The 16,603-nt window shown below is 71.1% G+C and carries 13 protein-coding genes and 2 rRNA genes (1 of these 15 only partly in view); 8 read left to right on the forward strand and 7 right to left on the reverse strand.

Features of this window, described 5'->3' with window-relative positions:
- Positions 1-1,440: ribosomal RNA gene (locus tag OHT74_RS23750) — 23S ribosomal RNA — on the forward strand (it extends 1,684 nt beyond the left edge of the window).
- 78 nt (positions 1,441-1,518) lie between these two features.
- Positions 1,519-1,635, forward strand: a 5S ribosomal RNA gene (rrf, locus tag OHT74_RS23755).
- A 94-nt stretch (positions 1,636-1,729) separates the two neighbouring features.
- Here the strand turns inward: rrf and OHT74_RS23760 are convergent.
- From OHT74_RS23760 to OHT74_RS23785, 6 genes are read right to left on the reverse strand one after another with little or no spacing between them, the layout of a single operon-like run.
- Positions 1,730-2,326 (reverse strand): Uma2 family endonuclease, encoded by a 597-nt coding sequence (locus tag OHT74_RS23760; RefSeq protein ID WP_328621321.1) that lies wholly within the window; start codon positions 2,324-2,326, stop codon positions 1,730-1,732.
- A gap of 51 nt (positions 2,327-2,377) precedes the next feature.
- Positions 2,378-3,688 (reverse strand): DUF58 domain-containing protein, encoded by a 1,311-nt coding sequence (locus OHT74_RS23765; RefSeq protein WP_328621322.1) that lies wholly within the window; start codon positions 3,686-3,688, stop codon positions 2,378-2,380.
- On the reverse strand, positions 3,688-4,650 hold the full coding sequence (locus OHT74_RS23770; protein WP_266666516.1) for an AAA family ATPase: 963 nt from the start codon (positions 4,648-4,650) through the stop codon (positions 3,688-3,690). Before OHT74_RS23770 ends, OHT74_RS23765 begins: the two co-directional genes overlap by 1 nt.
- Positions 4,647-5,888: a DUF4350 domain-containing protein gene (locus OHT74_RS23775; RefSeq protein WP_328621323.1), complete on the reverse strand. Its 1,242-nt coding sequence runs from the start codon at positions 5,886-5,888 to the stop codon at positions 4,647-4,649. Before OHT74_RS23775 ends, OHT74_RS23770 begins: the two co-directional genes overlap by 4 nt.
- A complete protein-coding gene (locus OHT74_RS23780) occupies positions 5,885-6,565 on the reverse strand; it encodes a DUF4129 domain-containing protein (RefSeq protein WP_328621324.1) in 681 nt (226 codons plus the stop codon). The genes OHT74_RS23775 and OHT74_RS23780 overlap by 4 nt, the downstream gene beginning before the upstream one ends.
- Before the next feature lie 7 nt (positions 6,566-6,572).
- Positions 6,573-7,823: a hypothetical protein gene (locus OHT74_RS23785; RefSeq protein WP_328621325.1), complete on the reverse strand. Its 1,251-nt coding sequence runs from the start codon at positions 7,821-7,823 to the stop codon at positions 6,573-6,575.
- A 229-nt stretch (positions 7,824-8,052) separates the two neighbouring features.
- Between OHT74_RS23785 and mtrA the strand changes: the two genes are divergently transcribed.
- From mtrA to OHT74_RS23815, 6 genes are all read left to right on the forward strand, one after another.
- A complete protein-coding gene (gene mtrA, locus OHT74_RS23790) occupies positions 8,053-8,742 on the forward strand; it encodes a two-component system response regulator MtrA (RefSeq protein ID WP_189973359.1) in 690 nt (229 codons plus the stop codon).
- 70 nt (positions 8,743-8,812) lie between these two features.
- Positions 8,813-10,789 (forward strand): MtrAB system histidine kinase MtrB, encoded by a 1,977-nt coding sequence (mtrB, locus tag OHT74_RS23795; protein WP_328621326.1) that lies wholly within the window; start codon positions 8,813-8,815, stop codon positions 10,787-10,789.
- Positions 10,779-12,632, forward strand: coding sequence for an LpqB family beta-propeller domain-containing protein (locus OHT74_RS23800; RefSeq protein ID WP_328621327.1), 1,854 nt, complete (start codon positions 10,779-10,781; stop codon positions 12,630-12,632). The genes mtrB and OHT74_RS23800 overlap by 11 nt, the downstream gene beginning before the upstream one ends.
- Positions 12,633-12,726: 94 nt before the next feature.
- A complete protein-coding gene (locus OHT74_RS23805; RefSeq protein ID WP_328621328.1) occupies positions 12,727-13,491 on the forward strand; it encodes a ComF family protein in 765 nt (254 codons plus the stop codon).
- Positions 13,492-13,760: 269 nt separating this feature from the next.
- Entirely contained in the window at positions 13,761-14,456 is a 696-nt protein-coding gene (gene hpf / locus OHT74_RS23810; RefSeq protein WP_389875599.1) for a ribosome hibernation-promoting factor, HPF/YfiA family, read from the forward strand.
- A gap of 199 nt (positions 14,457-14,655) precedes the next feature.
- Positions 14,656-15,357 carry a response regulator gene (locus OHT74_RS23815; RefSeq protein WP_030300047.1) on the forward strand — a complete coding sequence of 234 codons (702 nt, stop codon included), beginning with the start codon at positions 14,656-14,658 and terminating at the stop codon, positions 15,355-15,357.
- Between the two features lie 45 nt (positions 15,358-15,402).
- Here the strand turns inward: OHT74_RS23815 and OHT74_RS23820 are convergent, their stop codons facing one another.
- Positions 15,403-16,596, reverse strand: coding sequence for a winged helix-turn-helix domain-containing protein (locus OHT74_RS23820; RefSeq protein WP_328621329.1), 1,194 nt, complete (start codon positions 16,594-16,596; stop codon positions 15,403-15,405).
- Positions 16,597-16,603: the final 7 nt, after the last annotated feature.

Consider the following 16,603-nt stretch of genomic DNA (forward strand, 5'->3'; position numbering starts at 1 on the left):
GGTAAGGGTGTAGGCCGAGGGGTAGGCAAATCCGTCCCTCATATAAGGCTGAGACCTGATGCCGAGCCGATTGTGGTGAAGTGGATGATCCTATGCTGTCGAGAAAAGCCTCTAGCGAGTTTCATGGCGGCCCGTACCCTAAACCGACTCAGGTGGTCAGGTAGAGAATACCGAGGCGTTCGGGTGAACTATGGTTAAGGAACTCGGCAAAATGCCCCCGTAACTTCGGGAGAAGGGGGGCCATCACTGGTGATCGGATTTACTCCGTGAGCTGGGGGTGGCCGCAGAGACCAGCGAGAAGCGACTGTTTACTAAAAACACAGGTCCGTGCGAAGCCGTAAGGCGATGTATACGGACTGACGCCTGCCCGGTGCTGGAACGTTAAGGGGACCGGTTAGTGCGCTTTCGGGCGTGCGAAGCTGAGAACTTAAGCGCCAGTAAACGGCGGTGGTAACTATAACCATCCTAAGGTAGCGAAATTCCTTGTCGGGTAAGTTCCGACCTGCACGAATGGCGTAACGACTTCTCGACTGTCTCAACCATAGGCCCGGTGAAATTGCACTACGAGTAAAGATGCTCGTTTCGCGCAGCAGGACGGAAAGACCCCGGGACCTTTACTATAGTTTGATATTGGTGTTCGGTTCGGCTTGTGTAGGATAGGTGGGAGACTTTGAAACCCCAACGCCAGTTGGGGTGGAGTCGCCGTTGAAATACCACTCTGGTCGTGCTGGATGTCTAACCTCGGTCCGTGATCCGGATCAGGGACAGTGTCTGATGGGTAGTTTAACTGGGGCGGTTGCCTCCCAAAGAGTAACGGAGGCGCCCAAAGGTTCCCTCAGCCTGGTTGGCAATCAGGTGTTGAGTGTAAGTGCACAAGGGAGCTTGACTGTGAGACCGACGGGTCGAGCAGGGACGAAAGTCGGGACTAGTGATCCGGCGGTGGCTTGTGGAAGCGCCGTCGCTCAACGGATAAAAGGTACCCCGGGGATAACAGGCTGATCTTCCCCAAGAGTCCATATCGACGGGATGGTTTGGCACCTCGATGTCGGCTCGTCGCATCCTGGGGCTGGAGTCGGTCCCAAGGGTTGGGCTGTTCGCCCATTAAAGCGGTACGCGAGCTGGGTTTAGAACGTCGTGAGACAGTTCGGTCCCTATCCGCTGTGCGCGTAGGAATATTGAGAAGGGCTGTCCCTAGTACGAGAGGACCGGGACGGACGAACCTCTGGTGTGCCAGTTGTCCTGCCAAGGGCATGGCTGGTTGGCTACGTTCGGGAGGGATAACCGCTGAAAGCATCTAAGCGGGAAGCCTGCTTCAAGATGAGTATTCCCACCTCCTTGAGAGGGTAAGGCTCCCAGTAGACGACTGGGTTGATAGGCCAGATGTGGAAGCCCGGTAACGGGTGGAGCTGACTGGTACTAATAGGCCGAGGGCTTGTCCTCAGTTGCTCGCGTCCACTGTGTTAGTTCTGAAATAACGAACAGCTGTGTCAACACCAGCATGTTCAAATTTCATAGTGTTTCGGTGGTCATAGCGTTAGGGAAACGCCCGGTTACATTCCGAACCCGGAAGCTAAGCCTTTCAGCGCCGATGGTACTGCAGGGGGGACCCTGTGGGAGAGTAGGACGCCGCCGAACAATCATTGTAGAAAGCCCCGTACCGGGTATCCGGTACGGGGCTTTTCTGCGTTCTGGGACCGTTTGGCGTGGAAGCAATCCGGCTCCGCTTTCCTTACCAGTCGGCGGGGTAGCTCTTGAGGTTGGTGGTGTCGAGCGTCCAGCGGCCGGCGGTGACGGTGTCCCCGAACGCGTAGGGGACCTTCTTGCGGTAGCGGGTGCCGTCGGGTCCCTGCGAGGGGTCGCTGTGCACGGTGACGGTCTTCTTGTCCTTGCGGGGGTCCACGACGACGTACAGCGGGACTCCCATGCGCGGGTAGTCGTGCAGCTTGTCGCGGATGTCGGTGCGGGAATTCGTACGGGAGACGACCTCCACCACCATCAGGACATCGCGGGAGTTGACGACCTTCGCCGTGTCGTCCGTGTCCTCTTCCGCGAGGACCATGAGGTCGGGGATTTTGGTCAGACCGGTTACCGGATCGCCCATGTTCGTGTCATTGAGGGCCATGACCTCGGGTGTCTGGGCCTCGATCTGGCGGCGCAGCCGCACCACGTTCAGCCCGTGGGGAGCCGTGGGGCTCATCATCGTGAGGAAGATCTGACCGTCGGTGGTCTGCACCTTCCACTGGTCTTCCTGGTGCTCGGCAAGCTCCGCGAGCTGCTCCGCGAAGTCGTGCATGCGGCGCATCTGCTCGGGGGTGAAGTCGGCCATGGAGGTCCTCCTGGTGGGTGCCCGACCAGCGTATCCAGCCGGGACCCCCCGCTAGAGGCGGCCGGCGGACTTCAGGGACAGGTAGGCGTCGGCCAGAGCCGGGGCCAGGGTGTCCGGGGTGGCGTCGACCACGTGGACTCCGTGGCGGGACAGCTGCTCTGCCGTGCGGCGGCGGGCGGCCTGGGACTGGGTGCCGGCCGCGGCCTCGTAGACCGCGTCGAGGGTGCCGCGGGACTTCGTCATCCCCTCTATGTGGGGGTCGGCCACCGAGGCCAGCAGGACCGTGTGGCGCTGCGTGAGGCGGGGGAGGAGGGGGAGCAGACCTTCCTCTATCGGAGCCGCGTCAAGGCTCGTCAGAAGGACCACCAGGGACCGGCGCGGGGCGTTTCGGAGGACGGTGGAGACCAGGGTGCGGGCGTCGGTTTCGACGAGCTCCGGTTCCAGGGTGGCCATGGCGTTCACGAAGGCCGGGAGGATGTCGCCGGCCGAGCGGCCCTGGACCTGGGCGCGGGTGCGGCGGTCGTGGGCCAGCAGGTCGACGCGGTCGCCGGCGCGGGAGGCCAGCGCGGCCAGCAGCAGGGCCGCGTCCATCGCGGAGTCCAGGCGGGGGGCGTCGCCGACGCGGCCCGCCGAGGTGCGGCCGGTGTCCAGGCAGATCAGGATGTGCCGGTCGCGTTCCGGCCGCCAGGTGCGGACGGCGACCTTGTTCTGGCGGGCGGTGGCCCGCCAGTCGATGGAGCGGGTGTCGTCGCCGGGGACGTAGTCGCGGAGGCTGTCGAACTCGGTGCCCTCACCGCGGGTCAGGACGCTTGTACGGCCGTCCAGTTCGCGCAGCCGGGCCAGGCGCGAGGGGAGGTGCTTGCGGCTGGTGAAGGGCGGCAGGACCCGGACCGTCCAGGGGACGGTGTGGGTGCCCTGGCGGGCGAACAGGCCGAGCGGTCCGTACGAGCGGATCGTCACGCGGTCGGCGCGGCGGTCCCCGCGGCGGGTGGGGAGCAGCCGGGTGGTGATCCGGCGGCGTTCGCCGGCCGGGATCGTCAGGGTGTGCCGGGAGGCCTCGGCCTCGGAGCCGGGGAGCCAGCTGCTGGGGGGCCAGGCGTCGCGGATGCGGGCCCGGAGCGTGCGGGTGCCCGGGTTGGTGAGGGTGAGGTGGACCTGCGCCGGTTCGCCGAGGCGCACGGAGGTGTCACCCGTGCGGGTGAGGCTGAGCCTGCGGACCGGCGCGGCGAGGGCGTAGTCGACGGCGCAGGCCAGGGCGAGCGTGCCGTTGACCGCGAGCATCCCCGTCCAGCTCGGTTCGAGGATGCCGACGGGGAGGCTGCCGAGGGCCGCCAGCAGGGCGGCGCGTCCGGTGAGGGCCATCAGCGCGGGACGGGGACGTGGGACAGGATCGCGGTGATGACGGCGTCGGCCGTCACGCCCTCCATCTCGGCCTCCGGGCGGAGTTGGACGCGGTGGCGCAGGGTGGGCAGGGCGAGGGCCTTGACGTCGTCGGGGGTGACGTAGTCGCGGCCGGTGAGCCAGGCCCAGGCGCGGGCGGTGGCCAGCAGGGCGGTCGCGCCGCGCGGGGAGACGCCGAGGGTGAGGGACGGCGATTCGCGGGTGGCGCGGCAGATGTCGACGACGTACCCGGCGATCTCGGGGGAGACGGACACCTTGGCGACGGCGTCGCGGGCGGCTTCGAGTTCGGCCGCGCCGGCGACCGGGCGCAGGCCTGCGGCCTGGAGGTCGCGGGGGTTGAAGCCGGCGGCGTGCCGGGTCAGGACGCCGATCTCGTCCGCGCGGGAGGGGAGGGGCACGGTGAGCTTGAGGAGGAAGCGGTCCAGCTGGGCTTCGGGGAGGGGGTAGGTGCCCTCGTACTCGACCGGGTTCATGGTGGCGGCGACGAGGAACGGCTCGGGCAGCTTGCGCGGGGTGCCGTCGACGGTGACCTGGCGCTCCTCCATGGCTTCGAGGAGGGAGGACTGGGTCTTGGGCGGGGTCCGGTTGATCTCGTCCGCGAGGAGGAGGTTGGTGAAGACCGGGCCGTTCTGGAAGGAGAACTCGGCGGTGCGGGCGTCGTAGACGAGCGAGCCGGTGACGTCGCTGGGCATCAGGTCCGGGGTGAACTGGACGCGCTTGGTGTCGAGTTCGAGGGAGGCGGCCAGGGCCCGTACGAGGAGGGTCTTGGCGACGCCGGGTACGCCTTCGAGGAGGACGTGGCCGCGGCACAGGAGGGCGACGACGAGACCGGTGACGGCCGAGTCCTGGCCGACGACGGCCTTTCCGATCTCGGTGCGGATCGCTTCCAGGGAGGAGCGGGCGCTGTCCGTGGTGGCCGTCATGAGGTGCGGACCTCTCTTTCGAGGGCGTCGAGGTGGTCGGCGAGCGCGACGAGTGCCGCGTCGTCGGCGGGCGTGGTGCCGAAGAGGAGGACGGTCAGGTCCTGGTGTCCGGCCGTCAGGCGGGCGGACACGGCGGGGACCAGGGCCGCGGGTTCGTGTGCCTGGGTGGGCGGTACGCCGACCAGGGCGGCCAGGCGTTCGCGGGCGGCGGCGCGCAGCACGGTGGCGGCGCGGTCGCGGGCGCCGGCCCTGCGGTAGAGGCGGGCGCGGCCCTCGGTGGTCTCGGAGGCGCGGATGGCGACGGGCAGCTTCTCGGTGACGAGGGGGCCGAGTCGGCGGGCGCGCCAGAGGGCGGCGAGGGCGGCGGCGACGAAGAGCTGGAGGAGGGCCCAGCCCCAGCCGCGGGGGACGAGCTCGAGGAAGCCCTTCTCCTGGGCGGGGTCCTCGTCCTGGACCTCCGTGAGGGAGGGCAGGTACCAGACGAGGTCGGGGCGGGAGCCGAGGAGTTGGAGGGCGAGGGAGGCGTTGCCCTCGGAGGCGAGCTTCTTGTTGAGGAGGAGCGTCTCGGAGCCGAGGAGGACGGTGTCGCCGCCCGTGGTGCCGGAGGGGAGGACGAGGAGGGTGGGGTGGCCGCCGCTGGGGTAGCACGCTGCGGAGGCTGCTCCGCCGGTGTAGCGGTGGCCGCCGCCGGTGGTGGCGCGGCCGGCGGTGGTGGCGGCGGGCAGGGCGCAGCCGGGGTCGAGGTTCTCGTCGAGGGCGTCGCCCTTGGTGCGGGTGGCCGGGGCCAGGCCGGGAAGGCTGACGCTGCCGGGGGCGAGCAGGACGGTACGGCCGCCGGAGAGGTCGATCGCGGAGCGGATGGCGCGGCGCTGGGTGTCGCCGAGCCGGTCGGGGTCGGTGACCAGCAGGGTGGTGCCGGGGCCGGCCGCGGCGGCGGCCTCGCGGGCGCTGGTCACGACGCGGGTGGTGACCCCGCGGGCCTGGAGCAGCTCGGCGACGGCCCGGCTGCCGTCGGGGTCGGCGGAGCGGGGGTCGAGCCGCCCGTGGCGGCTGCCGGAGCCGAGGGCGGCGAGGACGACGGCGCCGACGAGCAGGATCCCGAGGCAGATGAGCACACCGCGGGAGCGCCGCCACACGGCGGCGGGAGTGGTCCCCCGGGCGGCCGTGCCGGGGGCTTCGCCGCGCGGCGGGTCCGCCGGTGTGCCGGGGGTGTGGGGGCCGGGGGCGGGGGCGGTCATGCCGGGGGTCCCGTCAGGAGCGGCTTCGTGCGGGCCAGGGTGGTGTCGAGGGTGTGGAGGCGGGTGTACATGGCCTCGTCGCCGGGGCGGCCGCCGTACGTGACGTCGTCGAAGGTGCGGGCGGCCGCTCGGAGGGCTTCGGCGTGGTCGGGGAGGGAGAGCGCGGCTTCGGCGGCCGCCTCGTCGGCGGTGCGGCCCGGGCGGGGGTCGAGCAGGGTGCGTTCCTCGAGGGAGCGGACGACGGCGCGCATGTGCTCCTGGACGGCTTCCGTCCAGCGGCCCGCGGCGGCGTGCGCGGCGGCGGCGGTGCGGTGGTCCGCGGCGCTGCGCAGGGTGTCGTCGAACACCCCCGCCGTCGCGGTGGCGGTTCGGCGGGGGGAGCCGAGCCGCCACCACAGGGCGGCGAGGGCCAGGGCGGCCAGGACGGCGATGGCGACCAGGCCCAAGGTGCCGCCGGGGGCGGCGCCCGAGGCGTGGTCGAAGAGGTTGCCGACCCATTCCCAGAGCCGGTCCAGGGCGCGCTGGAGCAGCCCCGGGTCGTCCTGGTGGTACAGCGGTTTGGACAGCTCGCGTTCTGCCGCCTCGCGGGCGGGGTCGCGCGGTGTCGTCACCGGTGGTTTCTCCGCGGCCGGCAGGAGCGCCGCGGAGCGTGTGATGAGGCCCCCCGTACTCATCATCCGTGCATCAGCCTCCGGTCGGCGGTGCGGCGGCGTTCGGGCCGTAGTTCTCCAGGCCTGCCGCCCGGGCGAGCTCCAGGTCGAGGGCTTCGCGCCGGATGCGCTGGTCGACGTACAGGAGGACGGTGACGCCCGACTGGATCGGCATGGTGATGGTCTGGGCGATGACCGCGCCGACCGCGGAGAGGATCAGCGCGGCCCAGCCGGTGGCGGCGGTGCCGTTCTCCAGGCCTTCCATGCCGCTGTCGGCGAAGCCGATGGCGAGCCCGACGGCGGCCAGCGGCCAGACGATGATCGCCGAGACGAACGCGGTGATGAGGCCGGTCAGGGCGGTGATGCCGAAGATGCGCCACCACGAGCCCTGGACGAGCCTCGAGGAGCGGCGGAGCGAGGTGATGACGCTGCTCTTCTCCAGCATCAGCGCGGGCGAGGCCAGGCTGAACTTGAGTGCGAGCCAGATGAGCAGCGGGAGGGCGGCGACGCCGCCGGCGACGGCGACGGCGACGTTGCCCAGGAGGATGCCGGGCAGGAGCAGCACGAGGACGATGACGATGCCGCCGAGGGCCAGCAGGAGGGTCAGCCCGAGCAGGCGGAGCAGCTGGGGGCGGGCCTCGCGCCAGGCTTCGCCGATCGAGGAGCCGTGGCCGAGCACGGCACGGCTGAAGATCATCGTGAGCATGGCGGTGGCCACGATGGTCCCGATGAGCTGGACGAAGCCGTTCGCGAGCAGCGCCACCATGCTGCCGCCGAGGGTGTCGAAGGCTTCCTTCAGGCTGTCCCCGGAACCGGGGTCGGAGGCGACGGCGAGGTCGGCGTACGTGTACTTCTGCACGAGCACGCTGATGACCTGCACGACGGTGGCCACGACCAGCGTGATCGGCAGGACCGTGCGCCAGTGGGTGCGCATGGTGGCGACCGCGCCGTCGAGGATCTCGCCCAGGTCGAGGGGGCGCAGCGGGATCACGCCGGGCTTGGCGGCCGGGGGCTTGCCCCACTGGCCGCCCTGCGGGCCCTGGGGGCCGCCGTACGATCCCCAGCCCGCGCCCGGCTGAGGCTGCTGCTGCGGGGCCTTCGGGGCCGCCTGGGGGGTGCCGGGGCTCGACCACTCGCCGGGGGGCGGCTGCTCGGCGGACCACTTCGGTCCGCCGGCGGGCGGCGGTGTGCCGCCTTCGGTGCCGTCCCGGCCGTCTGATGCGCCCGGCCGCTCGCCGTCGGACGGGGAGGGTCCGGGCACGGCCCAGCCCGGAGAGTCGTTCATCGTCGCTCCTTCACGTGCACTGCGGGGGGCGCTGGTCGGCTGCCATCGTGCCACGTGGGAATGTTGAGCGGACCGGCCGTCCCCCCGGAACTCCGGCAGCCCGCGCCTTCAATTGTCGCCCGGATCCGGGGCAGACTGGTCGGTCTGATCTCCACGCAGGTCCGAGGGGCGATTTCCAGCCCTTTTGGCTGTGGGACAGCTCACCGACAGGTAACGATTAGCTAATGGGATGATGTCAAGCATGAAGGGACGAGTCCTTGTCGTCGACGACGACACCGCGCTGGCCGAGATGCTCGGCATTGTGCTGCGTGGAGAAGGTTTTGAGCCGTCGTTCGTAGCGGACGGCGACAAGGCGCTGGCGGCCTTCCGCGAGGCGAAGCCGGATCTCGTGCTGCTGGACCTGATGCTGCCCGGACGGGACGGCATAGAGGTCTGCAGGCTGATCCGGGCCGAGTCCGGCGTACCGATCGTCATGCTCACCGCGAAGAGCGACACGGTGGACGTCGTCGTGGGCCTGGAGTCCGGGGCCGACGACTACATCGTCAAGCCGTTCAAGCCGAAGGAGCTGGTGGCCCGTATCCGGGCCCGCCTGCGCCGCTCGGAGGAGCCCGCGCCCGAGCAGCTGGCCATCGGTGACCTGGTCATCGACGTGGCCGGGCACTCGGTCAAGCGGGACGGTGCCTCGATCGCCCTGACCCCGCTCGAGTTCGACCTGCTGGTCGCTCTTGCGCGCAAGCCCTGGCAGGTGTTCACCCGCGAGGTGCTGCTGGAGCAGGTCTGGGGCTACCGGCACGCGGCGGACACCCGCCTGGTCAACGTGCATGTCCAGCGTCTGCGCTCCAAGGTCGAGAAGGACCCTGAGCGCCCCGAGATCGTCGTGACGGTGCGCGGTGTCGGCTACAAGGCCGGACCGAGCTGACGTGCAGCCCGGCAGGCCCCGCCGCGGGTCCCGCTGGGGGGCCCTGAGGGGCGGCCGGCAGCTCCGTCAGATGGCAGACGGAGCGCCCGGCGGCCCTGTGCTGCGGTTGTTCGTACGCCTCGTACGCCGGCCGCTGCTTCCGGCTGTCCGGCTGTGGCGGCGCAACATCCAGCTGCGGGTGGTCGCCGCCACGCTGCTGATGTCGCTGGCCGTGGTTCTCTCGCTCGGCTTCGTCGTGATCGCGCAGGTCAGCAAGGGGCTCCTCGACGCCAAGGAGGAGGCCGCGCAGAGCCAGGCGGCGGGCGGGTTCGCGGTCGCACAGGAGAAGGCCAACACGCCCTCCACGGTGGACGGGCCCGATGCCACCGACAACAAGGTCGGGCGGGACGCCAGTACCTGGATGAACTCGCTGGTCAAGCAGCTCGCCAGTGGCGGCCAGACCGCCTTCGAGGTGGTCGCGCTCGGCGCCGGCCCCGGCGCGGGCGGGCAGCCCGACGGGCCCACCGTCTCGGGCGTCAAGGGTGCCCGAGCCTCCGGGAACGTGGACCCGACGGCGAGCGTCCCGCCGCAGCTGCGGCGGGAGGTCAACCACGCCACCGGGACCTTCAAGACCTTCTCCCAGATCCGGTACACCGCCGGGGCCGGGGACAAGGCGCCCGAGCCCGCGCTGGTCGTGGGCAAGCGGCTCACCGACATCAACGGGGACCCGTACGACCTGTACTACCTCTTCCCGCTCACGCAGGAGGAGGAGTCCCTCAACCTGATCAAGGTCACCATCGCCACCGCCGGCGTGTTCGTGGTCGTGCTGCTCGGCGCGATCGCGTGGCTCGTCGTGCGCCAGGTCGTGACGCCCGTGCGGATGGCCGCCGGGATCGCCGAGCGGCTCTCGGCCGGGCGGCTCCAGGAGCGGATGAAGGTCACCGGCGAGGACGACATCGCTCGTCTGGGCGAGGCCTTCAACAAGATGGCCCAGAACCTCCAGCTCAAGATCCAGCAGCTGGAGGACCTGTCGCGGATGCAGCGCCGGTTCGTCTCCGACGTCTCGCACGAGCTGCGGACGCCGCTGACGACCGTACGGATGGCAGCCGATGTCATCCACGACGCCCGGGTCGACTTCGACCCGATCACGGCCCGCTCCGCCGAGCTGCTCGCCGGGCAGCTCGACCGCTTCGAGTCGCTGCTCGCGGACCTGCTGGAGATCAGCCGGTTCGACGCGGGTGCCGCGGCCCTGGAGGCGGAGCCGATCGACCTGCGGGAGGTCGTACGCCGGGTCATCGACGGCGCCGAGCCGCTCGCCGAGCACAAGGGCACCCGGATCCGGGTGCTGGGCGACACCCAGCCCGTCATAGCCGAGGCCGACTCCCGGCGCGTGGAGCGGGTGCTGCGCAATCTCGTCGTCAACGCCGTGGAGCACGGTGAGGGCCGCGACGTGGTGGTCCGGCTCGCATCGGCGGGCGGGGCCGTGGCGGTGGCCGTACGGGACTACGGCGTCGGGCTCAAGCCCGGCGAGGCCACCCGCGTCTTCAACCGCTTCTGGCGGGCCGACCCGGCCCGCGCCCGCACCACCGGCGGGACGGGCCTCGGCCTGTCGATCGCCGTCGAGGACGCGCGCCTGCACGGCGGCTGGCTCCAGGCCTGGGGCGAGCCGGGCGGAGGTTCGCAGTTCCGGCTGACCCTGCCGCGGACCGCGGACGAGCCGCTGCGCGGGTCCCCGATCCCGCTGGAGCCGGAGGATTCCCGGGCCAACCGGGCCAGGGCCGCGGCCGACGCGGCGGGCTCCGGTACGCCCCCGCAGGCGCCGCCGGCCCCGGGGCGGCCCGACCGCTCGCCGATACCGCCCCGGTCGGCGGTCGGCGGGGCGCTGCCGGTGCCCGCGGACCCGACGGCCCTGCCGGGCAACGGGGCCCGCGTCGTGGCCCGCCCGGCCGACCAGGCGGCGGCGGACCGGACAGCGGCAGACCGGGCGGCGGCGGACCGGACAGCGGCAGACCGGGCTGACGCGGCCGACCAGGCAGCAGCACAGGAGGATCGAGCAGGTGGACGCTGAGCCCGCACGGGTACGCAAGGACGACCGCCGCCGGTGGCGGACGGTGCGGGCGTACGCCTTCGGCGCGGCCGGGCTGCTGCTGGCCGGCTGTGCCTCCATGCCCGACCACGGCGAGATCCGCGAGGTGCGGGCCTCGCAGGGCGTCGACTCGCAGGTCCGGGTGTTCGGCGTGCCGCCGGCCGACAAGGCCAGCGCGGCCGACATCGTCGACGGCTTCCTGGAGGCCATGACCAGCGACGACCCGCAGCTGCAGACCGCCCGGAAGTACCTCACCGAGGACGCGGCGAAGAACTGGAAGCCCGGCGCCGCCGTCACCGTGCTCTCCGCGGGCATCGACCGGTTCTCCGTGCAGGGCGAGAAGGACCCCTCGGGCCCCCGCTGGAAGATGACCGGCACGAAGCTCGCGACGGTGGACGAGCGCAGCGCGTACCAGCCGGAGACCACCGGGGCGCGCTACGAGGAGTTCCTCCAGCTGGTCCAGGAGAACAAGCAGTGGCGGATCGCGACGCCGCCGAGCAGCCTCGTGCTCAGCGAGTCCGATTTCCAGCGCATCTACATGCCGGTCAACAAGTACTACTTCGCGGGCGGCAGCCTCGTCGCCGATCCGGTGTACGTGCGCCAGCGCAGCGACCCCGACTCGCGGATGGACCCGACCACGCAGACCGTGCAGTCGCTGCTGGCCGGGCCCTCCAAGTGGCTGGGGCCCGTGGTGACTTCGAGCTTCCCCACCGGGACGGAACTGCGCGAGGGCACCAAGTCCCTTGCGTACGACGGCCAGAACGCGCTGAAGGTGCCGCTCAACGACAAGGCCGACAACGTCGCGCAGCCGCAGTGCCAGAAGATGGCCGCGCAACTCCTGTACACCGTGCAGGATCTGACGGCCTCCCGGCTGGCGCGGGTCGAGCTGCTGCGCTCGGACCGGTCCTCGCTGTGCTCGGTGACCGATGCGGCAGCGGGGGCGATCGCCCACCGGGCGCCGAGCCCCGAGTACCAGTACTACGTGGACAGCGACAGCCGGCTCGTGCGGATGAAGCTCGACATCTCCAGCGAGGACCAGCAGTACAGGCCCGAGTCGGTGCCGGGGCCGCTGTCCCCGACCGCCACGAGCCCAGGGTTCAAGGTCGGCTCCGCGGCGGTCTCGTACGACGAGAAGCGCGCGGCGGTGGTGTCCGAGGACCAGCACGGGCTGTACCTGGTGAACCTGACGACGGCCGGGCCCGTTCCGCAGCCGGTGCTGACCAGCAAGGGTGCCAAGCCGAACGGGCTGGGTGCGCCGAGCTGGGACACGGCGGGCGACCTGTGGATCGCGGACCAGGACCCGCAGAATGCGGGGCTGTACCGGGTGCCGGGCGGTACCGGGGCCCCGCAGAAGATCGATGTGGCCGGGCTCGACGGCGGGCGGATCAGGGCGCTGAAGGCGTCGCCGGACGGGGTGCGGATCGCGCTGCTGGTGGAGAAGGAAGGCCGCAAGAACCTGTACATCGGGCGGATCGAGCGGCCCGAGGGCAAGGGCGACGCGGGACCAGTGTCGGTGCGCGAGCTGCGTCCGGCGGCCCCGCAGATGGCGAGTGTGACGGCGCTGAGCTGGGCGCCGCGCGGCCGCCTGCTGGTGGTGGGCCGGGAGAGCGGCGGGGTCGTGCAGGCCCGGTACATGCTGGCCGACGGTTCGATGGTCGCGGCGAGCCTGCCCGGGGCGACCGGGCTGGACGCGGTCGCGGCGACGGAGGACGAGAAGAAGCCGGTGGTCGCGTACTCGGAGGAGGACGGGATCGTGTGGCTGCCGCCGGGGGCGCAGTGGCGTACGGCGGCGGCGGGCGGCCGGGCCCCGATCTACCCCGGCTGACCTGTCTGACCTGTCTGACCTGTGCTTTTGTGCCCGGGGTCCGGTTGTCCACAGGGGTGGCGGGGTGCCCGGCCGGCCCGGCACAGTGGTGGGCATGCGGGGGTGGTGGCAGGAGCTCGCCGGGCTGGTCCTGCCGGTCGACTGCACCGGCTGCGGGGCTGCCCGCGTGCTGCTGTGCGCGGGCTGCGCGCAGGCGCTGAGCGGGGCCGCGGCGGGGTGTGTGCGGCCGTCTCCGGGACCTGCGGGGCTGCCCGTGGTGTATGCGGCCGCCGCGTACGAGGGCGCCGTACGGGAGGCCGTACTGGCGCACAAGGAGCGCGGGGTGCTGCCGCTGGCCGGGCCGCTCGGCGCTGCCCTGGCGGCGGCCGTCCGCGGGTGCCTCGGTGCGGGCGTCCGCGGGGTCGGGGCGCGGTCGGCGGGGGAGGAGCTGGTGCTCGTCCCGGTGCCGTCGGCGCGGCGGCAGGTGCGGGCGCGCGGGCACGATCCGGCGCGCAGGATCGCCCTGGCGGCCTCGGCACGGCTGCGGCGGGCCGGTGTTCCCGCGCGGGTGGCGCCCGTACTGCGCCATGTCCGGCCGGTGGCCGATCAGGCGGGCCTGGGGGCCCGGGAGCGGCGGGAGAACCTCGCGGGGGCCCTGGGGCTGTGCCGCGGGGGCGCGGTGCGGCTGCCGGCCGGTGCCCGGATCGTGCTGGTGGACGACGTGATCACCACCGGAGCCACGCTCGCGGAGGCGGCCCGGGCGGTGCGGGCGGCGACGGCGGCCGGAGCGGTGGCGGGCGCGGCGGTGGTGGCGGCTCCGACAGGATCCTTCGTAAGAAATCGGTCGACAACCCGTACAGAGCAACGCTCTTGTGAATAGATTTGGAACTCTTGGGGAAGGCGCATCGTTGCAGGTAGTAAGAGAGAACAGCCACCTGAACGGAGGTACGGTCCGGTAGCGGGTGCCGACAACCGGCATGGAGGGATATGTTCGGTTGTAAGGAACTGGCGAGTCCTGGCTACACGCATCGGATCGCACGTTTCGGAGGTGAAAGTCGCCAGTCCGGGGCTCCGGTGTTCACCGGGGCCTGGTGCGAAAGGGAGACGCTTCGCCCCATGAGGCGGAGCTATCCGGGAACGGAGTTCTGCGTGGACATCGTCGTCAAGGGCCGCAAGACCGAGGTGCCCGAGCGGTTCCGCAAGCACGTGGCCGAGAAGCTGAATCCGGAGCGGATCCAGAAGCTCGACGCCAAGGTGATCAGCTTGGACGTCGAGGTGTCCAAGGAGCACAACCCGCGCCAGGCCGACCGTTCCGACCGCGTGGAGATCACTCTGATTTCGCGGGGCCCGGTGATCCGTGCCGAGGCCGCCGCAGCGGACCCGTATGCGGCGCTCGACCTGGCACAGGAGAAGCTTGAAGCCCGGCTGCGCAAGCAGCACGACAAGCGCTACACCCGCCGTGGCAACGGCCGGCTCTCGGCGGCAGAGGTCGCCGACGTGGTGCCGGGCGTGGCCCAGCTGAACGGGAACGGCGAGTTGTTCACGGGGGAGAAGGCGGAGGCGATCCCGACCACCCGGATCGGATCGCTGGAAGTGCAGGGCGAAGGCCCGCTCATCGTCCGCGAGAAGACGCACTCGGCAGCACCCATGTCGCTAGACCAGGCTCTGTACGAAATGGAACTGGTCGGCCACGACTTCTATCTGTTCGTCGACTCCGACACCAAGATGCCCAGCGTCGTCTACCGGCGCCACGGCTATGACTACGGCGTGATCCACCTCAACTCCGACCAGGCCTCCAGCTCGGGTGAGCCCGGCTCCGGCGCGGGCGGGGCGCTCGGCGGCTGACGCCGCGTCCTGAATTTCGGTGAAGTGCCCCCGGGGATGCAGCAGCGTCTCCGGGGGCCTCTGTGCGACTCGTATACGCCACGTGGTCGTCGCAGGCTCCCCGCCGGGTGGCGCGGGCATGGAATCATGGCGGGCAGTCAACCGGCGCGCATCGCGGTCCGGTTGGCTCGGCAGCTCGGTACATGCAGGGGGAGGAACGATGGCGGACAGCTTCGGGCCGGTGCGCGGTGATGAGGGCGGCGAGCCGATCCGGGTGCTCGTCGTCGACGACCACGCCCTGTTCCGGCGCGGGCTGGAGATCGTCCTCGCGCAGGAGGAGGACATCCAGGTCGTCGGTGAGGCGGGGGACGGCGCGGAGGCGGTGGACAAGGCGGCGGACCTGCTGCCGGACATCGTGCTGATGGACGTCCGGATGCCCCGGCGCGGCGGTATCGAGGCATGCACCTCGATCAAGGAGGTGGCCCCCTCCGCGAAGATCATCATGCTGACGATCAGCGACGAGGAGGCGGACCTCTACGACGCGATCAAGGCGGGCGCCACCGGGTATCTCCTGAAGGAGATCTCGACCGACGAGGTGGCCACGGCGATCCGCGCGGTGGCCGACGGGCAGTCGCAGATCAGCCCGTCGATGGCCTCGAAGCTCCTGACGGAGTTCAAGTCGATGATCCAGCGGACGGACGAGCGGCGGCTGGTGCCGGCGCCGAGGCTGACGGACCGCGAGCTGGAGGTGCTGAAGCTGGTGGCGACCGGGATGAACAACCGCGACATCGCGAAGGAGTTGTTCATCTCCGAGAACACCGTGAAGAACCACGTCCGCAACATCCTGGAGAAGCTGCAGCTGCACTCCAGGATGGAGGCCGTGGTCTACGCGATGCGGGAGAAGATCCTCGAGATCCGCTAGCCGAAGCGCGCGGGCGGGCCGAGGCGCCTCGGCCCCCGCCCGCGCCTACAGGGCGGCCAGTTCCGCCGTGATGGCGGCGGCCTCCCCGGGACTCTGGGCGCGCTCCACGCGGACCGAGTCGCAGCCGACCCACTCCGCCGCCTCCCGCAGGGCCTGGGCCATCGGGCGGGCGGCCTTCGGGGACGTCAGGGAGACCTGCCGGGCGACCAGGGTGCTGCCCTCGCGGGCCGGGTCGGCGCGCCCCTGGAGCAGTCCGCCCGCGAGCAGCGGCATCGCGAAGTAGCCGTGGATCCGTTTCGGCTTGGGGACGTACGCCTCCAGGCGGTGCGTGAAGCCGAAGATCCGCTCCGTCCGGGGCCGGTCCCAGACCAGGGAGTCGAACGGGGACAGCAGCGTGGTGCGGTGGCGGCCGCGCGGCGCCGTCGCCAGGGCCGAGGGGTCGGCCCAGGCCGGCTTGGACCAGCCCTCGACCTCGACCGGGACCAGTCCGGAGTCCTCGACCACGGCGTCGAACTGCTCGCCCTTGAGGCGGTGGTAGTCCGCGATGTCGGCGCGGGTGCCGACGCCGAGGGACTGGCCGGCCAGTGCGACCAGGCGGCGCAGGCACTCGCGGTCGTCCAGGTCGTCGTGGAGCAGATCGTCGGGGACCGCCCGCTCGGGCAGGTCGTAGACCCGCTTCCAGCCGCGGCGCTCGGTGACGACCACGTCGCCGGCGTCCAGCAGCCACTCCACGGCGATCTTGGTCTCGGACCAGTCCCACCAGGGGCCGCCGTTCTTCGCGCCGCCCAGTTCGGTCGAGGTCAGCGGGCCCTCGGCGCGCAGCCGGTCCAGGACGAGGCGGCAGGAGCCCTCCTTGTCCTTCATCCTGTGCCAGCGGTAGCCGTGCGCGCGCTTGATGCGGCGGCGGAAGGCGAAGTGCGGCCACTCCTCGATCGGCAGGATGCAGGCCGCGTGCGACCAGTACTCGAAGGCGTGCCGGTCCGACCAGTACGCCTTCTCCACGGTGTCCCGGCCCACCGCGCCCAGCCGCGCGTACGGGATCAGCTCGTGCGACCGGGCGAGTACGGAGATCGTGTCCAGCTGGACGGCGCCCAGGTGGCGCAGCACCCCCCGGACCCTCCCCCTGGCTGCGCCGGGGGTACCCCCACCCCGGCGGTCGGGCGCCCCGAGGAACCCCTGCGCGCGCAGGGCGATCCGACGCGCGTCGTCGGCGGACAGGGCGAGCACGGTCTCGGTCATGCCGCGA

The organism is Streptomyces sp. NBC_00354 (assembly GCF_036106915.1).
Taxonomy (GTDB): domain Bacteria; phylum Actinomycetota; class Actinomycetes; order Streptomycetales; family Streptomycetaceae; genus Streptomyces.